18 protein-coding genes are annotated in these 16,048 nt (G+C 62.5%); 8 read left to right on the forward strand and 10 right to left on the reverse strand.

Annotation, left to right across the window (positions count from 1 at the left end):
- Positions 1-75: 75 nt before the first annotated feature.
- The 3 genes from BN69_RS01495 (at position 76) to sciP (ending at position 1,756) form a co-directional block, all read left to right on the forward strand.
- Entirely contained in the window at positions 76-474 is a 399-nt protein-coding gene (locus BN69_RS01495; protein ID WP_014889769.1) for a thioredoxin family protein, read from the forward strand.
- Between the two features lie 4 nt (positions 475-478).
- Positions 479-1,210: a cytochrome c biogenesis CcdA family protein gene (locus BN69_RS01500; RefSeq protein WP_014889770.1), complete on the forward strand. Its 732-nt coding sequence runs from the start codon at positions 479-481 to the stop codon at positions 1,208-1,210.
- 270 nt (positions 1,211-1,480) lie between these two features.
- On the forward strand, positions 1,481-1,756 hold the full coding sequence (gene sciP, locus BN69_RS01505) for a CtrA inhibitor SciP (protein WP_014889772.1): 276 nt from the start codon (positions 1,481-1,483) through the stop codon (positions 1,754-1,756).
- Between the two features lie 57 nt (positions 1,757-1,813).
- Here the strand turns inward: sciP and BN69_RS01510 are convergent, their stop codons facing one another.
- Positions 1,814-2,797: a putative bifunctional lysylphosphatidylglycerol flippase/synthetase gene (locus BN69_RS01510; protein WP_014889773.1), complete on the reverse strand. Its 984-nt coding sequence runs from the start codon at positions 2,795-2,797 to the stop codon at positions 1,814-1,816.
- 148 nt (positions 2,798-2,945) lie between these two features.
- Between BN69_RS01510 and BN69_RS01515 the strand changes: the two genes are divergently transcribed.
- The gene (locus tag BN69_RS01515; RefSeq protein ID WP_244435006.1) at positions 2,946-3,524 is read left to right on the forward strand and encodes a Yip1 family protein; all 579 of its coding nucleotides are present in this window, start codon (positions 2,946-2,948) and stop codon (positions 3,522-3,524) included.
- Here the strand turns inward: BN69_RS01515 and BN69_RS01520 are convergent.
- The 6 genes from BN69_RS01520 to BN69_RS01545 all read right to left on the reverse strand — a co-directional run bounded on the left by BN69_RS01520 (position 3,521) and on the right by BN69_RS01545 (position 6,728).
- The gene (locus tag BN69_RS01520; RefSeq protein WP_014889775.1) at positions 3,521-3,988 is read right to left on the reverse strand and encodes a molybdenum cofactor biosynthesis protein MoaE; all 468 of its coding nucleotides are present in this window, start codon (positions 3,986-3,988) and stop codon (positions 3,521-3,523) included. The two genes, BN69_RS01515 and BN69_RS01520, sit on opposite strands and share 4 nt — an antisense overlap.
- 1 nt (position 3,989) lies before the next feature.
- Positions 3,990-4,241, reverse strand: coding sequence for a molybdopterin converting factor subunit 1 (moaD, locus tag BN69_RS01525; RefSeq protein WP_014889776.1), 252 nt, complete (start codon positions 4,239-4,241; stop codon positions 3,990-3,992).
- Positions 4,238-4,846 carry a CDP-diacylglycerol--glycerol-3-phosphate 3-phosphatidyltransferase gene (gene pgsA / locus BN69_RS01530; RefSeq protein ID WP_014889777.1) on the reverse strand — a complete coding sequence of 203 codons (609 nt, stop codon included), beginning with the start codon at positions 4,844-4,846 and terminating at the stop codon, positions 4,238-4,240. The genes moaD and pgsA overlap by 4 nt, the downstream gene beginning before the upstream one ends.
- Positions 4,847-4,925: 79 nt before the next feature.
- Positions 4,926-5,315: a DoxX family protein gene (locus tag BN69_RS01535; protein ID WP_014889778.1), complete on the reverse strand. Its 390-nt coding sequence runs from the start codon at positions 5,313-5,315 to the stop codon at positions 4,926-4,928.
- Positions 5,316-5,327: 12 nt separating this feature from the next.
- Entirely contained in the window at positions 5,328-5,939 is a 612-nt protein-coding gene (locus BN69_RS01540) for a malonic semialdehyde reductase (protein ID WP_014889779.1), read from the reverse strand.
- A gap of 18 nt (positions 5,940-5,957) precedes the next feature.
- Positions 5,958-6,728 carry a hypothetical protein gene (locus BN69_RS01545; protein WP_244435007.1) on the reverse strand — a complete coding sequence of 257 codons (771 nt, stop codon included), beginning with the start codon at positions 6,726-6,728 and terminating at the stop codon, positions 5,958-5,960.
- A 211-nt stretch (positions 6,729-6,939) separates the two neighbouring features.
- Between BN69_RS01545 and BN69_RS01550 the strand changes: the two genes are divergently transcribed.
- The 4 genes from BN69_RS01550 (at position 6,940) to BN69_RS01570 (ending at position 13,364) form a co-directional block, all read left to right on the forward strand.
- Positions 6,940-7,197, forward strand: a complete 258-nt coding sequence (locus BN69_RS01550) for an acyl carrier protein (protein ID WP_014889781.1) — start codon at positions 6,940-6,942, stop codon at positions 7,195-7,197.
- A 194-nt stretch (positions 7,198-7,391) separates the two neighbouring features.
- Entirely contained in the window at positions 7,392-9,224 is a 1,833-nt protein-coding gene (gene ilvD / locus BN69_RS01555) for a dihydroxy-acid dehydratase (protein ID WP_014889782.1), read from the forward strand.
- 103 nt (positions 9,225-9,327) lie between these two features.
- Positions 9,328-11,352, forward strand: coding sequence for a hypothetical protein (locus tag BN69_RS19005; protein ID WP_014889783.1), 2,025 nt, complete (start codon positions 9,328-9,330; stop codon positions 11,350-11,352).
- A gap of 137 nt (positions 11,353-11,489) precedes the next feature.
- Positions 11,490-13,364 carry a CHASE3 domain-containing protein gene (locus BN69_RS01570; RefSeq protein WP_014889784.1) on the forward strand — a complete coding sequence of 625 codons (1,875 nt, stop codon included), beginning with the start codon at positions 11,490-11,492 and terminating at the stop codon, positions 13,362-13,364.
- 6 nt (positions 13,365-13,370) lie between these two features.
- Here BN69_RS01570 and BN69_RS01575 read toward each other — a convergent pair whose 3' ends face one another.
- From BN69_RS01575 to tsaD, 3 genes are read right to left on the reverse strand one after another with little or no spacing between them, the layout of a single operon-like run.
- Positions 13,371-14,360: an NAD(P)H-dependent glycerol-3-phosphate dehydrogenase gene (locus tag BN69_RS01575; protein ID WP_014889785.1), complete on the reverse strand. Its 990-nt coding sequence runs from the start codon at positions 14,358-14,360 to the stop codon at positions 13,371-13,373.
- On the reverse strand, positions 14,357-14,875 hold the full coding sequence (locus BN69_RS01580; protein WP_244435008.1) for a phospholipase D-like domain-containing protein: 519 nt from the start codon (positions 14,873-14,875) through the stop codon (positions 14,357-14,359). Before BN69_RS01580 ends, BN69_RS01575 begins: the two co-directional genes overlap by 4 nt.
- Positions 14,876-14,919: 44 nt before the next feature.
- Positions 14,920-15,984 (reverse strand): tRNA (adenosine(37)-N6)-threonylcarbamoyltransferase complex transferase subunit TsaD, encoded by a 1,065-nt coding sequence (gene tsaD / locus BN69_RS01585; protein WP_014889787.1) that lies wholly within the window; start codon positions 15,982-15,984, stop codon positions 14,920-14,922.
- Positions 15,985-16,048 lie beyond the last annotated feature (64 nt).

A 16,048-nucleotide genomic window follows, 5' to 3' on the forward strand; every position in this document is an offset into this window, starting at 1 on the left:
AAAGAGGGGGGCCATTATGTTCGTTCATAATCCCGAGCGCCGCTCGCGCAAGGGGCAGCCTTTCGAGGGAAGCACATGATCTCGCGCCGTCGACTCGCCGTTTCCGCTTTTCTTTTCGCTTCCGCGATCCTTTATTCGGCCGCGCCCGCCGGCGCCGCGGAACAGAGCTTTACGCCGCAGGCCTTCGCCGCCGCGCAAACCGCCGGCAAGTCGATCATCGTGCATGTCTATGCGCCGTGGTGTCCGACCTGCCGCTCGCAGGAGCCGGCGGTGCAGCGCGTCGAAGCCGATCCGAAATATGCCGACGTCGCCAAGTTCCGGGTCGATTTCGACAGCCAGAAGAGCGCTCTCCGCACGCTAAAGGCCAACCGGCAAAGCACGATCATCGTCTTCAAGGGCGATAAGGAAGTCGGGCGCTCTGTCGGCGTGACCGATCCGGGCGAAATTTCGGCGCTTCTCGCAAAGGCTCTGTAAATCGATGGATGCGAGCGCGCTCGGCGCCTTCGGCGTCGCCTTTGTCGCCGGCCTGTTGTCGATTTTGTCGCCCTGCGTCCTGCCGCTTCTACCTCTCGTGCTCGGCGCCGCGGCGGCGGAGCATCGCTATGCGCCGGCGCTTCTGGCGCTGGGCGTCGCCCTGTCCTTCGTCGCGATCGGCCTTTTTATGGCGACGATCGGCTTCGCCGTCGGACTCGACGGAGAGTCGCTGCGGCTGGTCGCGGCGGCTTTGCTGATCGGGCTGGGCGTGATCCTGCTCGCGCCTGAGCTGCAGGCGCGCGCCGCCGCCGCCGGGGGCCCGATCAGCGACAGATTGAGCGCGGCCTTTGGCGCGGGGGCTCGCGGCGGAATGTTCGGTCAGTTTGGCGTTGGTCTGCTGCTCGGCGCCGTTTGGAGCCCGTGCGTGGGTCCGACGCTCGGCGCCGCATCGGTGCTTGCTGCGCGCGGCGAAGACCTGAGCGCCGTCGCCGCGACGATGGCCGCCTTCGGTCTCGGCGCGGCTGCGCCGCTGATGGCGCTTGGAGCCCTGTCGCGGCAAGCGATGGCGCGTTGGCGGGATCGGCTGCTGACCTTTGGAAAACAGGCCAAGCAAGCGCTCGGCGCGTCGCTCGCGCTGATTGGCGTGTTGATCGTGTCCGGCTACGACAAGACGTTGGAGGCGGCGCTTGTCACGGCTTCGCCAGAATGGTTGACGCAGTTAACGACGCGTTTTTAACGCTTCGCCCAATCAATACGCTCGATGCGCGAGACGCTAACCTTGCCGGGGCGGCCCAAGACGCTCGACGCAAGCAAATCCAGGCAAAAGCGGAACGCCGCTCTGGTATTGGCGGCGGCGCGGTCGGCGCGCCAAGTCTCGGAACGCCGCACATTCCTAAAATTTAGTTTATTTTCCATTGCTTATAGAGCCTATCCGTTTAGGCAATTCTTAAAACGGCGCCTCTATAAAGACGCTACAACGTGGCTGTTTGAGTAGCGAGTGAGTGAGATGACCGAGACGCACCGTCCCCGTGTCAAATATGTCATCGGTCCCGATGGCAGTCCGCTGACCATTGCGGATCTACCCCCCGCTTCGACCAAACGCTGGGTGATACGGCGTAAAGCGGAAGTGGTGGCGGCGGTGCGCGGCGGCCTGCTCTCGCTCGACGAAGCCTGCAGTCGCTACACGCTGACGGTGGACGAATTCCTGAGCTGGCAGATGTCGATCGATCAGCACGGCCTCGCCGGGCTGCGGACCACGCGTCTTCAGCAATATCGCATGTGAGCGCGGCGGCCACAGACGCCGAGACGTTCGAAACGCCGGTCCGCGATGGCCGGCGTTTTATTTTCGAGGCTGTTCCTCTATCCGGCGCCAGCGCTCGATGAGTTTCTTGCGTTCGAAAAGCGCGACGACGACGAGCGCGATCAGCAGCGGGACGATGAGATAGAAGAGTCGCCAGACGAGCAGCGCGGCCAGGACCTTCAGCCGCGGCACATCCGGCATGACGTTGATGAACAGCAGCTCGAAGACGCCGAGCCCGCCCGGCGCATGGGACACCAAGGCCGCTGAAAAGGACAAGAGAAACGCGCCGAGCACGACGAGAAAGCCGGGATTGCCCTGCTCCGGCAGCGCGAAATAAATGATGCCGGCGGCGCCGATCAGCTCCAAGGGAGCCGCGAAGAGCTGGCGCAGCATGATGCCGGGGCGCGGATAGAGAATCTCGAAACGCCCGAACAGCCGGATCGCGCGGAAATGCATGAGCGATCCGAGAATGTACAGAACGACGAAGGCCAGGCAGGACAATCCGACCACCAGCGCGGTGCTCGGGTTTGTAAGTATGTCCGGAAGGAAGCCCGACAGTCTTTGCATGAGCGCGGGGTCATAGGTCAGCAAAAGGCCGGCGAGCAGCACATTGCCGAAGCCGAACGTATAGGAGCACAACACCACCAGCGTGGCGACCTGCGTCGCCGTCAGCCCCTTGGTGGAATAGGCGCGATAACGCACCATGGCGCCCGAGAACACGCTTGCGCCGATGTTGTGCGACAAGGCGTAGGTCGTGAACGAACAGACCGAAATAAACAGCCAATTGATGTGTCTGACGCCCAAGTGCAGCAGCGCGATGCGATCGTACCAGGCGAGCGCCGCATAGGCGACAAGCGTCGACAGCCCAGCGAGCAGATAGCGGCTCGTCGGAATGGCCTGGAGATTGGCCCAAACCTCGGCGCCGACCGACTCTCCTTTGAATTCGTGATAGAGGAGGAAAAACGAGGCGACGACCGCGACGAGGCCGACGGCCGGCCAAAAATATTCCAGCAGTTTTCTCATGCGGCCCGTCGCGTTAGATTTCACCGTCGATCATCGAACCGGCCGCAGCTGGCCGCACTCTCCCTCGCATGGAGGACCCGGCGCCCGCAAGCCCCGCTCCATGACCGCTTCGGTAATGAGCGCTTGCGGCGAATAAATGGAGGGCGAAATGCAATTGCTATCGCGGATCAAGGGCTTGATTCTGGCCCCGCAGACCGAATGGGCGAAGATCTCGGAAGAGGAGACGTCCGTCCTCGATCTTTACCGAAATTATATTGTGATATTGGCGCTGCTTCCGCCATTCGCGAGCTTCTTCGGCTCGTGGCTTTTCGGCTTTTCCTACGGCTCGCAGGGAATCATGCATCCGACGTTCGCGGGCGGGCTTTATCGCGCCTTCGTTCAGTATCTGCTGAGCCTGCCGGCGATTTTTATCGTCGCCTTCGTCATATCGGCCATCGCGCCGCATTTCGAAGGGAAGACCGACGACCGCCGCGCCCTGTTGCTGACCGCCTATTCCTACACGCCGGTCTGGCTCGCCTCGCTGTTCGGCCTGATTCCCGGCCTTCGATGGCTGGACGTGCTCGGCTTCTATGGAATTTATGTTTTCTCGGTCGGTCTGCCGCCGATGATGCGCGTGCCCAAGGAAAATCTCGACGTCTTCACCCTCGCGACGCTGTTTCTCGTCGTCGCGACCGTCGCGCTGCACGGCTGGCTGGTGCATCTCATCGCGCCGCAGCAGCTGATCTAGCGCCAACGCTCCGCGGCGGCTTCGTCCTCGGATTTTGCGCTGACCCAGTCGCCCGGCGCGCCATCCGCGCGGCGCTCCTTTTTCCAGAACGGCGCGCGGGTTTTAAGAAAATCCATCAGAAACGCCGCGGCGGCGAAAGCGTCCGCGCGGTGGCGCGCCGCCGCGAGCACGAGGACGATCTGTTCGCCTGGTCGGATGCGGCCGAAGCGGTGAATGACGGTCAATCCCTGCAAAGGCCATCGGTCGAGCGCTTCGTCGGCGACGCGACGGATCTCGGCCTCGGCCATCCCTGGATAATGTTCGAGCTCCAGCGCCTCGAGCGCGCCGTCCTCGTCCCTGCAGAGGCCGAGGAAGCTGACGAGCGCGCCGATGTCTCGCCGCCCGCGCGTCAGCAGCGCCTGCTCCCGCCCAAGATCGAAATCTTCCGCTTGCACGCGCACCGCCGGAGTCGGCTGCGGTGCCATCTCAGCCGCCCGTCATCGGCGGGAAGAAGGCGATCTCCCTTGCTGCGCCGATCGGCGCGTCCGGCGCCGCATGCGTCTTGTCGAGGGCCGCGCGGATCGTCGCCGGGTTGGCGAAAGCGGCGGCATATCCCTCGTCCCGCGCCGACAGCCACTCGATCAGCTCACGAACCGTGACCACTTCGCGCGGCGGCGCGATCTCCTCTTCCGCCAGACCGATGCGCTCGCGCACCCAAGCGAAATACAGCGCCTTCATGTCGCCTCGTCTTCTCCGAAATGGTTCCACGCCGACTGCAGGTAGTCGAACCCGGTATAAAGCGTCAGAATCGCCGCGGCCCACAACAGCGCCGCGCCGATCTTGACCGTGCCGGAGAGAACGACTTCGCCGGCCGGTCCCGCGATGAGGAAGCCGAGCGCCACGAGCTGCGCCGCGGTTTTCCACTTGGCGATCGCGGAGACGGGCAAGCGCACCTTGAGCTCGGCCAGATGTTCCCGCAAGCCGGACACCAGGATTTCACGACACAGGATGATGATCGCCGCCCAGATCGTCCAGCCGGCGACCGTTCGATCGGCGACAAGCGCCATCAGGGTCGTCGCGACCAGCAACTTGTCCGCGATGGGGTCAAGCATTCGCCCCAGCGGCGACTGCTGCTGCCAGATTCTCGCGAAATAGCCGTCGAGAAAGTCCGTCACCCCGGCGGCGATGAAAATGCCGAGCGCGGCCCAGCGCGCCCAGTGCTCCGTAAAGCCCAGGAGCAGCCCCGCCACCACCGGGACGGCGGCCATGCGGCCATAGGTCAGCAGATTAGGCAGCGCCAAGGCTTGGGACCGACGCTTGGCGGTGAGGGCCGTCTGGGACATACCGCAAGGGAATATGTCCCCCGTCCCCAATGTCAATAGAAAGGGCGTCGCCGCCGGGAATCGCTTGCGAAATGCGACGTCACTCGCGGTCGATCGCGAAGGCGCCGGGCCCGGCCGCTGCAAAGAACAGAAATACAAAGCAGTAGAGCGCGGCGAGCTCGCCCTTGTTTTGGAGCGGCCACAGATCCTGGCCGGCGTGGAAAAAGAAATAGGCGACCGCCATCTGGCCGGAAAGGATAAAGGCGACAGGCCGGGTGAAGAGGCCGAGCAGCAGCAGCAGTCCGCCGACAAGCTCGAGGACTCCCGCCGCGCCCAAGAGCGAGAACAGCTTCAAATTGTCGAACATGGCGACATGCGGGACGCCGAAGAGCTTGGCCGCGCCGTGCTGCATGAACAGCAAAGCGGCGACGATGCGCAGCAGTCCCTGTGCGTGCGGGGCGAAGCGTTGGGGAATTATCCGCAGAGTCATGGAATTGGCCTCCTAAAGAATCGTCGCGATCTCCTCACAAGCGAGCCGCGGGCCGCGAGGATAGAGCTTTGCGGGATCACCGTATCCGATGTTGATCAGAAAATTCGACTTTATCCGCGTTCCTTGGAAGAATTCCGCGTCGACCTTCGCCCTGTCGAAACCGCTCATCGGTCCGCAATCGAGACCCACCGCGCGCAGCGCCAGGAGGAGATAGGCCCCCTGCAGCGAGCCGTTGCGAAAGGCCGTCTCCTCGATCAGCGTCTCATTGCCGACGAACCAGGACCGCGCGTCCGTCGCCGGATAAAGGTGCGGGAGACTGTCCGGGAAATCGAGATCATAGCCGACGATCGCCGTGGCGGGCGCGGCCATGGTCTTCGGACGATTGGCGTCCGACATCGCCGGCGCGAGCCGGGCCTTCGCCTCCGGCGAGCGCACGAAGACGATGCGCATCGGCGAGCAGTTGGCGCTTGTCGGGCCCCATTTCGCGTAGTCGACGGCGAGTTCGAGCAGGCTGTCCGGGACGTCTTTGGGGAGCCAGCCATTGTGGGTCCGCGCTCCCGTAAAGAGCTGCTCCAGCGCTTCGGGCGCAACCGGCCCCGGAGCGTGCCTGTCGATCGTCGTCATCGCATTCCCCCGCAGCGTTCAGATGTCGCGCCCCTCGACGTCAATATGCAGGCGCTCCTCGACTTTGCGGAGCGACTCCTGCTGGGGCGAGATCGCCAGCGACTTCCGATAGGCCGCCAGCGCGCCCTTCTTGTCGCCGGTCTTCTCCTTGAGCGCGCCAAGAGCGGCGAGCGCGTCAAAACGCTTCGGCTCAAGCGTCGCCGCGGTCTCGAGGTCGGCGATCGCGCCGCCGTCGTCCCCCTGCTCCGCCCGCACCTTAGCGCGCTGAACATAGCCCTCCGCCCATTGCGGCGAGAGCGCGACCACATAATCGAGAAGCTTCAGGGCGAGAGGCGGCGCGCCGGCGGCGTCCGCCGCGAGGGCCCGCGCCGCAAGCAGGTTGATCGTGTCCGACTCCGAACGCGCCCAGCGGCTGACGATCGCCGCCGAAACGCCCTTCGCCTCCCGCTCGTCTTCGGCGCGCTCCAGGCGAAGATAAAGCCGCGCCATCTCTTCGGCGCGCTGCTGGTCGGGGTCCTTGGGCGGCGGGGGCGGCGCCGCGGCGGCCGGCGCGCGGCGCTCTGGATCAAGATCGCGTCCGCCTTGTCCGGGGCCGAGCGCACGGGTCCCTGGAGGCAGCGGAATCCTTCCGATCCCTGGGATGAAGAGGAAATCGCCCTCTTCCTCGCCAAATGATTCGATCGACGGCGTCTCCGACGCCTGCGCCAGCGCGACTCCGGCCGGCAGGGCTCCGAGAAAGACCAGAATCGTCAGCGGAAGAAGCAGCGGCGTTCGCATCGCCGCTAACATAGCGCAGGTCAACAGAAACGGCCACAGAGCCGAGAATTGGATTAACCATTTGTAAGCCACGACTCGACCGACGGGCGGCGAATTCATCCTGCGTTCAGGCGAGGCGCCCGAATCCTTGGCGCGCTAGTTAAGGTTGTTAGGAAACCCTCGCGCTTATCGCGACAACAACGCTGCAGCCCGCTTCAACCGCGGCGCTCTTGGAGTTGGATCGATGATTGATAAGATACGCCGTTTGCTGCAAGAGCACGGCCGTCTGCATACCCCGGTGGAACATCTGTCTGATTCGGACGATCTCTACAGCGCAGGGCTGACGCCTTTCGCCGCCATCCGCACGATGCTCGCGCTGGAAGAAGCCTTCGACGTCGAATTCCCCGTCTCCATGCTCCGGCGGCAAAGCTTCGCTTCGATCGCCGCCATACGTGATTGCGTCAGCAAACTGGCGCCGTCGGCGGAGCGCCGCGCCGCTTAAGCAGCGCACGCTTCAGGCGATGCAGGGCGCAACGGCGCGCGCCCGCGCCGACCTGTCCCGCTCGGCGCGCGCAAGCTAAACGCTGCGAAAGCTGCGGCTTCGGCTGCTTCAACCGCAGTTGCGGCGGTGCGTTGGCTGCGATAGTCGTCTTTGGAAAGGCTCGAACGACGAGCCTTCGCGACGGCGAGAGTTCAATGCCTCCTTATCGTTCACGCACGACGACCCACGGCCGCAACATGGCCGGCGCGCGCGGCCTCTGGCGCGCGACAGGCATGAAGGAGGAGGACTTCGGCAAGCCGATCATCGCCGTCGCCAATTCCTTCACCCAATTCGTACCGGGCCATGTGCATCTGAAGGATCTCGGCCAGCTCGTCGCCGCCGAAATCGAAAAGGCCGGCGGCGTCGCGAAGGAATTCAACACCATCGCGATCGATGACGGAATCGCCATGGGTCACGACGGGATGCTCTATTCCCTGCCCTCGCGCGATCTCATCGCCGACAGCGTCGAATTCATGGTCAACGCGCATTGCGCCGACGCGCTCGTCTGCATTTCGAATTGCGACAAGATCACGCCGGGCATGCTGATGGCGGCGCTGCGCCTCAACATTCCGACGGTGTTCGTTTCGGGCGGTCCGATGGAGGCTGGCAAAGTCGTGCTCGCCGGCAAGGAGCACGCGCTCGATCTTGTCGATGCGATCGTCGCCGGCGTGGACGACACGGTCAGCGAAGCGGACGTCGCCACGATCGAGCGCTCGGCCTGTCCGACCTGCGGATCATGCTCGGGCATGTTCACGGCGAACAGCATGAACTGTCTGACCGAGGCGCTGGGGCTGTCGCTTCCCGGCAATGGTTCGACTCTCGCGACTCACGTCGATCGCCGGCGCCTGTTCGTCGAAGCTGGCCATCTCATCGTCGATCTCGCGCGCCGCTACTATGAGCAGGACGACGAAAGCGTGCTGCCGCGTTCGATCGCGAGTTTTGAAGCCTTCGAGAACGCCATCACGCTCGACATCGCCATGGGCGGCTCGACCAACACCGTGCTGCATCTTCTCGCGGCGGCGCATGAGGCGCAGGTTAATTTCACCATGGCAGACATCGACCGGCTGTCGCGGCGCGTGCCGGTGCTGTGCAAGGTCGCGCCCTCCGCCCCTGACGTTCATCTCGAGGACGTGCATCGCGCCGGCGGCGTCATCGCCATCCTCGGCGAATTGCTGCGCGCCGGTCTGCTGCACGGCGACCTTCCGACCGTCCATAGTCCTTCGGTCAGCGACGCGGTGGCGCGCTGGGACATCGCCGTCACGCAGAGCGAAACCGCGCGCACCTTCTTTCGCGCCGCGCCCGGCGGCGTGCCGACGCAAGTCGCGTTCAGCCAGGAGCGCCGCTACAAGGAGCTCGACGCCGATCGCGAAAAAGGCGCGATACGCGACGCGGCGCACGCCTTCTCCAAGGATGGCGGCCTCGCCGTGCTCACTGGCAATCTCGCCATCGACGGCTGCATCGTGAAGACGGCCGGCGTCGACGATTCGATCCTCAAATTCGCCGGCCCCGCCAAGGTCTATGAGAGTCAGGACGCGGCGGTGTCGGGCATTCTGACGGGCGACGTAAAGGCTGGCGAGGTGGTCGTCATCCGCTACGAAGGCCCGCGCGGCGGACCCGGCATGCAGGAAATGCTCTATCCGACGAGCTATTTGAAATCGAAGGGGCTCGGCAAGGCCTGCGCGCTGGTGACGGACGGAAGGTTTTCCGGCGGCACGGCCGGGCTTTCGATCGGCCACGTCTCTCCCGAAGCGGCCGAGGGCGGCGAGATCGCCTTGGTTCGCGACGGCGACAGAATTGAAATCGACATTCCGGCCCGCCGGATTACGCTCGCCGTGAGCGAAGAGGAACTGGCGGCGCGGCGCGCCGAACAGTCCGCGAAAGGCTTCGCTCCGGCCAAGGCGCGGCCTCGAAAAATCACGACGGCGCTGCGCGCCTACGCCTCGATGACGACAAGCGCGGCCAAAGGCGCAGTGCGTATGGTGCAGTAGGATCTCGGACTGTTTGCTTAAGAGCTCGAACTAAATAATTTGGAACCCGCGCTCAAGCTTTTGCGTTAGCCTTAGTTCAGCAAAGAAATTGCGTACGGGGACAATGGCTAAAATGGCGAAGGGGCGATCCCTCGAAGAATTTCACGGGCCGGGTTCTATTGCGGCAAGAATGGCCGGTGATCAAACAAGCGGACCGATACATTTACACCCGGGCGAATGGAAACTGCTGAATGCATGCCGTATGGGCGGCGTGTGCACGCTTGGCATCGATAACATTATTCGAGCTGATTTTTTGCGCTTCCTGCTGCTGGGAGGTGACAAAGATGCTCCGGTTCACGAACTGGGCGTACAAATTGAAGGGGCTTCGATTGTCGGCCAATTAATCCTTAGAGGCGCGGCTCTTCCCAATAAAATAGCCCTTCGACAATGCCGCGTGGATGGCAAAATCGACTTGCGCGGCGCCAATGCACGCACAATAAATCTTGAAGGAAGTAGCATTGCAGGGCTGGACGGCGAACATCTTGAACTGAGGGGCGACTTGATTCTTCGTAATGCACAAATAACGGACTGCCTATACTTGCCAGGAGCAAAAATCGCCCACGATTTAGATTGTCGAGGTGGAGAATTCATCGGACCTCACGGCCCCGCAATAAATTGCGAGGGCATAACAATTGGCGGGAGTGCGCTACTCGGCGAATCTTGTCGAGCCAGCGGATCTGTGAATTTCAACAGCGCGAAGATCGTTGGCGACTTCGATTGTTCCGGAGGTAGTTTCCAGAGCGGATATGGTCCAGCACTAGCAATCAGCGGCGCCGAGATCGGCGGGTGCGCCAAACTACGCGACGATTTCTCCGCTGAGGGCGTCGTTGAACTCGTGTCCGCACGGATTGAAGGTCATCTGGAATGTACGAAAGGTAGATTCAATAATCCCAATGGATACGCGCTCGTGTTTGATGGCTCGCAGATAGAGGCCGTCGTATTTCTTGATCGGGGCTTTAGGGCGAATGGCGTCGTGCGAGCACACGGAGCCAGGATCAAAGGTGATTTACACTGCGAGGGCGGCTCGTTTACCGGCGCTCCGATGAAGGAGTTTATCGAAAGAAACAACGATGGTACGTGCTTTGCGTTGAGCCTGAACAAAGCACGCGTAGAAGGAAAATTTTTCCTTCAAAAGTGCACCATTTCTGGAAACATAAGCTTAGCACACACGCACGTCGGGGTGCTCCATGATAATTCACCTACGATCGAAAGCTTCTATAGTAAAATACATGGCAAAACCACTTTAAATAGTCTTCGAAAGCAATTTTCACGCAATCCGGAATATTTTAAGATTCACGAGGCAGCGGCTTCGCGATTTTATCTTGACGGTTTCACATATGATCGTCTCGATTGTGCCGCGCCTCACGATTGTGAAAGCCGTCTCAAATGGCTCTACTCGCAACCAAATGAGCTACTCCTCAAAGAAAAATTTCGCGCTCAACCTTGGATACAACTCATCAAGGTTCTGCAGGCAATGGGGCATAAAGAGGCAGCCAAGCAGATCGCAATTGAAAAACAGAAACACCTGCGCTCCATTGGCAAAATTGGCGATCCAATTATCTCTGCGTTTCACGATTTTTACCATATTTTTATGGATTACGGGCATCGTCCGTGGAAACTTGTCAAGTGGACAGTTGGAATTTGGCTTCTCTGTGCTGGAATATACTTCCTAGCTTGGAAGGAGCAACTAATTGTCCCTGCGACGCCGATTGTGGCCAGCGATCACAATCTGCCAGGGAAAGCCAACACGTCATTCGATGAATTTAATCCGCTATTTTACTCGCTCGATCTGCTTTTGCCGATTGGCGGACTCGACCAGGCGAAGAACTGGAAACCCGCGGTTGGCGCCGCCATATTGAACGAGAAGTGTCGTCAATTCACTGTTGCGAGTGTCTTACCTCACAGCAGCGGTCCTGAGTCTACTGAAACGTGCAATGCTCAAGTCAGCGGCAACAAACGTGATCTTGCCCGACGAAAAAATTTGGTTTTGCTGCTCCGCTACGTCACGTCGATGGAACACTTATTCGGTTGGGCCGCATCATTGCTCCTGGTTGCGTCACTCACTGGATTAGTGAAAAAGGATAGTTGAGATAAATCAGAACCGGGCGATCTCCGCGCGCACGGTAACGATCCGAAAGGGTGGCGGCGCGACGGGTTTCTTGACCTTTCATGAATACGACGCGCGTCGTAGAGTGACGCGCGCATCTCAGCCGTCGCCGGAACGACATGTCTCCGACACGTAAATTCGTCGCTTCTGGACTGTTTGGCATCGCGTTAGGATTCGCGGTGCTTGCGCTCGCCAGCTATGTGGCCGTGCGCGCTGAGTTCCAGCGCCGCACGGCTGGCGCATGGCTGCGCCACACGATTCATGTGCAAAGCGATCTTTATCAGCTTTATGGACTGCTGCAGGCCGCCGAGAGCGGTCAGCGCGGCTTTATCATCACTCAAGACGAACGCTATCTCGACGCCTGCGCCGAAGCGGTGCGCAAACTGCCGGTCGTCGTCGATCGCCTTTCCGAGAGCGTAAGAGACGATCCCAAGCAGCTCGAGGCCATCGCAGAAATGCGGCCGCTGCTTGGCGCAAGGGTCGAGATCATCGATGAGGCGATCGCCGATATGCGCGCGCTCCGGGTCGACAAGGCCGTGCAGCTCGTCAAGTCCGGGCGCGGAAAGGCGCTGATGGACCGGCTCCACGCGATCATCAACACGATGACCGAAAATGAACAAAATCTCAGCGAGAAGCGCGAGCGCGAACTCCATGCGGCCGGCGGCGAGTTTGACGCGGCCGTTTGGGCGCTCGGCGGAATAATCTTCACGCTTGCGGCATTTTCATTTCTCAATGCGCAAAAGCAGATGAACGCGCTGCAAAGGTCGCGCGACTCGTTAAAGACCGCCTACGACCAATTGATCGGCGAAACGACGCGCCGCGAAGCGCTCGAGTCGCAGTTGCGGCAGTCGCAAAAACTCGAAGCGCTCGGCCATCTGACGGGCGGCATCGCGCATGACTTCAACAATATGCTCGGCGTCATCGTCGCGAGTCTGCATCTGCTGCGGCGGAAGCTTGCCGATTCGAATGGCGATTATGTTCAACTGATCGATTCAGCGATGGACGGCGCCGATCGCGCCGCCGCCATGGTGCGCAGGCTCCTGGCGTTCTCCCGCCGCCAGCCCTTGTCGCCACGTCCGCTCGACCCGAACAAGTTTGTCTCCGCCGTCTCGGACATGGTGCGTCGCGCGCTGGGCGAGAAGATCGAACTCGAAACCGTGCTCGCCGGCGGCCTATGGACGACAAAAGTCGATCAGCACGAATTGGAAAGCGCCATCGTCAATCTCGCGGTCAATGCGCGCGACGCCATGCCGAATGGGGGCAAGCTGACGATCGAGACGGCCAACTGCTTTCTCGATGACGCCTACGCCACCGAAAACATGGAAGTGACCCCCGGCCAATATGTGATGATCGCCGTGACCGACACCGGTCAAGGCATGCCGCCCGAAGTCTTGTCGCAGGCGTTCGATCCGTTCTTCACCACCAAGCCCACAGGCAAGGGCACGGGACTCGGCCTCTCGCAGGTGCATGGATTCGTCAAACAATCTGGCGGCCACGTCAAAATCTATTCCGAACCCGAGCGCGGAACCTGCATCAAGCTCTATCTGCCGCGCTTCAATCACGTCGAAGCGCCCGCCGAAGCGCCCCTCCCGCGTTCTCGACCTCTCGAACTTCCGCTTGGAAGGCCCGAAGAACTTGTGCTCATCGTCGAAGATGACGACACGGCGCGCCGGGTGACCGCGCAGGGCGTGCGAGAATTGGGCTATTCGGTTGTCGAGGCCGAGAACGGACGCGAGGCGATCGACATAATTCGCCGACGCGCCGACATCGCGCTGATGGTTACGGATGTGGTCATGCCCGATATGGACGGCGCCCGACTCGCGCGCGAAGCGGTGTTTCGCCGACACAGCCTGCGCGTTCTGTTCATCACCGGCTACACGCGCAACGCCATCGTGCACAACGGCGTTCTCGACAAGGACGTCAAGCTGCTCACCAAACCGTTCACCTTGGAGCAGCTTGCGGTCAAGATGCGGGAGATTCTGGATTCGCGATAGTCGGGGTCAGTCTTCGGCTTTGAGCGGACGCATCAGCAGCGCTTCGACGGCGCCGTCGACGCTTAGCCGCGCCGAGAGAATGGCGTCCACGGCCTCGGCGATCGGCAGCTCGACGTCATGCGCGCGCGCCATTTCCACCATGACGCGCGCCGTAAAGGCGCCCTCCGCAAGCTTGCCATGCGTGGCGTCTTCCACAGACTTTCCCTGCCCCAGCGCTTCGCCAAGCGCAAAGTTGCGCGACTGCGCCGATCCGCAGGTGAGCACGAGATCGCCCAATCCTGAAAGACCCATCAATGTCTCTTGACGCGCGCCCAGGACGCGCCCGAGACGCATCAGCTCGGCAAATCCGCGTGCGATGAGCGCCGCCTGCGCGCTCGCGCCGAGTCCGCGGCCGTGGCTCATTCCTGCGGCGATGGCGAGAACGTTTTTCGCGGCGCCGCCGATCTCGGCGCCGCGGACGTCTGTCGAGCGATAAAGCCGAAACGTCTTCGTCGAAAGCTCTTCGCTCAAGCGTCGGGCCAGCGTTTCTTCATGCGCCGCGAGAGTCACCGCCGTCGGCAATCCTCTGCATACGTCCGCCGCGAAGCTTGGTCCCGAGAGCACGGCGACGTCGGCCTGGGGCAGTTCTTCCTTCGCGACTTCGCTCAGGAACTTGCGCCGGTCGCGTTCGATCCCCTTGGCGCAAATCACAAAGGCGGCGCGCGCGCGCAGATGCGGCCGCGCGGCGCGCGCGGTCATGCGGATCGCTTGTGCGGGCGTGACGGCGAGCACGATGTCCGCCTCACGTAAGACGGAAATGTCGCTCGTCGGGGCGACGGCGGCGGCAAGCGGCAGACCCGGCAAGCGGCGCGCGTTCTCGCGGTCGCGCGCCAGGGCTTCGGCGGCCTGAGGATCATGCGCCCACAGGGGCACGCGGGCGCGGCCTTGCGCGGCGACATTGGCGAGGGCGACGCCCCAGGCGCCGGCGCCGAGAACGGCGACAGTCGCGCGCGTCATCGCATGCCGATCCTCTGATTGTCCGGACGCGACCACAGCCTTTCAAAAGTTTGATGAAACCGCGCCGCGGCCTCTGGGCTTTCGATCACGATCAAATCATTGTCCTGATAGACTTCGCCGGAGACGCTGAAATTCGCGGAGCCGCTGCGCAGGACGCGACCGTCCACCTGATATGATTTCAAATGCATCAGATCGCGCGAGCGGCCTTTGCGGCGCACTTCGACGTTCGGAGCGTCGGCGATTTCCTCGATCGCGGACGCGCCGCGCCGCATTTCCTCGCCGTCGAGATAGATCCGCACCTTGACGCCACGCATGGCCGCGCGGCCGAGCGCCGTCGTCAGAGAGCGGTCGGTCAGAACATAGGCCGCCATGTCGATCGAGCGGCGCGCCTCATTGATCAGCCGCCCGTCGACCGCGCCGAAACCGTCGCCGGGCCCGTAGAATACATGCACGCCCGCGAAGGTCGGCTCTTCCGCGAGCAGCCCGGCCGGTTGCGGCGTTGGCGCGAGCGTCATGGCCGCAAGCGCCGCTGAAAAAAGGAGCCGCATCAAACCGCGCCTCAAGCCTTGCCGTGGTGCGATCGGCTCGGCGCGGCGTCGAGCGGCCATCGCGGCCGCGGCGCAAAGTCGAGGTCGTCGGTCAATCCGCGTTTTAAGCGCTCGAGACCGGTCCAGGCGATGATCGCGCCATTGTCGGAGCACAGCGCCGCCGGCGGCGAAATGAACCGCAGCCCGCTTTCGGCGCAAAGCCGCATGAGGGCGCGGCGAATGGCGCCGTTGGCCGCGACCCCGCCGCCGATCACAAGTCCTTGCGGCGCTCGACCCTCGCCCGCCGTAAAGAGCCGCACGCCGGAGCGCACCCGATCCACGATCACGTCGACGATCGCAGCCTGGAAAGAGGCGGCAAGATCCCGGACGTCCCCTTCGCTCAGAGTCTGCAATCTGAGGATTTCCTGCCGCACCGCGGTCTTGAGCCCAGAGAGGGAAAAGTCGGCCCCTTCGCGGCCCAGCATCGGCCGCGGAAAGTCGAATCGTCGCGCGTCGCCTTCAAGCGCGAGCTTCTCGATTTGCGGCCCCCCCGGATAGGGCAGCTCCAGCATTTTGGCGACCTTGTCGAAGGCCTCGCCGGCGGCGTCGTCGACGGTGGATCCGAGCCGGCGGTAGTCGCCGACGGCCTTCACCGCGACGATCTGGGTGTGCCCGCCGGAGATGAGGAGCGCCAAGAAGGGAAAGTCCAGGCGGTCCGTGAGCCGTGCGGTCAGCGCGTGGGCTTCCAGATGATTGACGGCGATGAATGGTTTGCCCAGGGCGAGCGCCATGGCCTTGCCGGCCGTAAGCCCGACGAGAACGCCGCCGATCAGTCCCGGACCAGCCGCTGCGGCGACCGCATCGAGCTCCTTGGCGTCGATCTTCGCCCGCTCCAGCGCGCGCCTGATCAGCCGGTCGAGCACATCAATATGCGCCCGCGCGGCGATTTCCGGAACGACGCCGCCATAGGCGGCGTGGCGGGCGATTTGGCTCAACACCTCATTGGAAAGGATCTCTCCGCCTTCGCCGCCCAGCCGCTCGGACACGACCGCGACCGCGGTTTCATCGCACGTGGTTTCAATGCCCAAAACGCGCATGCGAACTCCCTGCGCAGAAAAAGCCGCGCCGTTGAACTCTCAGCGGCGGAACGGAGCTTATACC

Source organism: Methylocystis sp. SC2, assembly GCF_000304315.1.
Classification (GTDB): domain Bacteria; phylum Pseudomonadota; class Alphaproteobacteria; order Rhizobiales; family Beijerinckiaceae; genus Methylocystis.

What these genes read in the sequence shown, in the direction of transcription:
- BN69_RS01575 (WP_014889785.1), bottom strand. Translation starts at nt 14,360, where the DNA reads ATGACGCGCGCGACTGTCGCCGTTCTCGGCGCCGGCGCCTGGGGCGTC.
- tsaD (WP_014889787.1), bottom strand. Translation starts at nt 15,984, where the DNA reads ATGCGCGTTTTGGGCATTGAAACCACGTGCGATGAAACCGCGGTCGCG.
- ilvD (WP_014889782.1), top strand. Translation starts at nt 7,392, where the DNA reads ATGCCTCCTTATCGTTCACGCACGACGACCCACGGCCGCAACATGGCC.
- BN69_RS01540 (WP_014889779.1), bottom strand. Translation starts at nt 5,939, where the DNA reads ATGACGACGATCGACAGGCACGCTCCGGGGCCGGTTGCGCCCGAAGCG.
- BN69_RS19005 (WP_014889783.1), top strand. Translation starts at nt 9,328, where the DNA reads ATGGCTAAAATGGCGAAGGGGCGATCCCTCGAAGAATTTCACGGGCCG.
- moaD (WP_014889776.1), bottom strand. Translation starts at nt 4,241, where the DNA reads ATGAAGGCGCTGTATTTCGCTTGGGTGCGCGAGCGCATCGGTCTGGCG.
- BN69_RS01520 (WP_014889775.1), bottom strand. Translation starts at nt 3,988, where the DNA reads ATGGCACCGCAGCCGACTCCGGCGGTGCGCGTGCAAGCGGAAGATTTC.
- BN69_RS01570 (WP_014889784.1), top strand. Translation starts at nt 11,490, where the DNA reads ATGTCTCCGACACGTAAATTCGTCGCTTCTGGACTGTTTGGCATCGCG.
- BN69_RS01495 (WP_014889769.1), top strand. Translation starts at nt 76, where the DNA reads ATGATCTCGCGCCGTCGACTCGCCGTTTCCGCTTTTCTTTTCGCTTCC.
- pgsA (WP_014889777.1), bottom strand. Translation starts at nt 4,846, where the DNA reads ATGTCCCAGACGGCCCTCACCGCCAAGCGTCGGTCCCAAGCCTTGGCG.
- BN69_RS01510 (WP_014889773.1), bottom strand. Translation starts at nt 2,797, where the DNA reads ATGAGAAAACTGCTGGAATATTTTTGGCCGGCCGTCGGCCTCGTCGCG.
- sciP (WP_014889772.1), top strand. Translation starts at nt 1,481, where the DNA reads ATGACCGAGACGCACCGTCCCCGTGTCAAATATGTCATCGGTCCCGAT.
- BN69_RS01535 (WP_014889778.1), bottom strand. Translation starts at nt 5,315, where the DNA reads ATGACTCTGCGGATAATTCCCCAACGCTTCGCCCCGCACGCACAGGGA.
- BN69_RS01500 (WP_014889770.1), top strand. Translation starts at nt 479, where the DNA reads ATGGATGCGAGCGCGCTCGGCGCCTTCGGCGTCGCCTTTGTCGCCGGC.
- BN69_RS01545 (WP_244435007.1), bottom strand. Translation starts at nt 6,728, where the DNA reads ATGTTAGCGGCGATGCGAACGCCGCTGCTTCTTCCGCTGACGATTCTG.
- BN69_RS01580 (WP_244435008.1), bottom strand. Translation starts at nt 14,875, where the DNA reads ATGACGCTCGCGCCAACGCCGCAACCGGCCGGGCTGCTCGCGGAAGAG.
- BN69_RS01550 (WP_014889781.1), top strand. Translation starts at nt 6,940, where the DNA reads ATGATTGATAAGATACGCCGTTTGCTGCAAGAGCACGGCCGTCTGCAT.
- BN69_RS01515 (WP_244435006.1), top strand. Translation starts at nt 2,946, where the DNA reads ATGCAATTGCTATCGCGGATCAAGGGCTTGATTCTGGCCCCGCAGACC.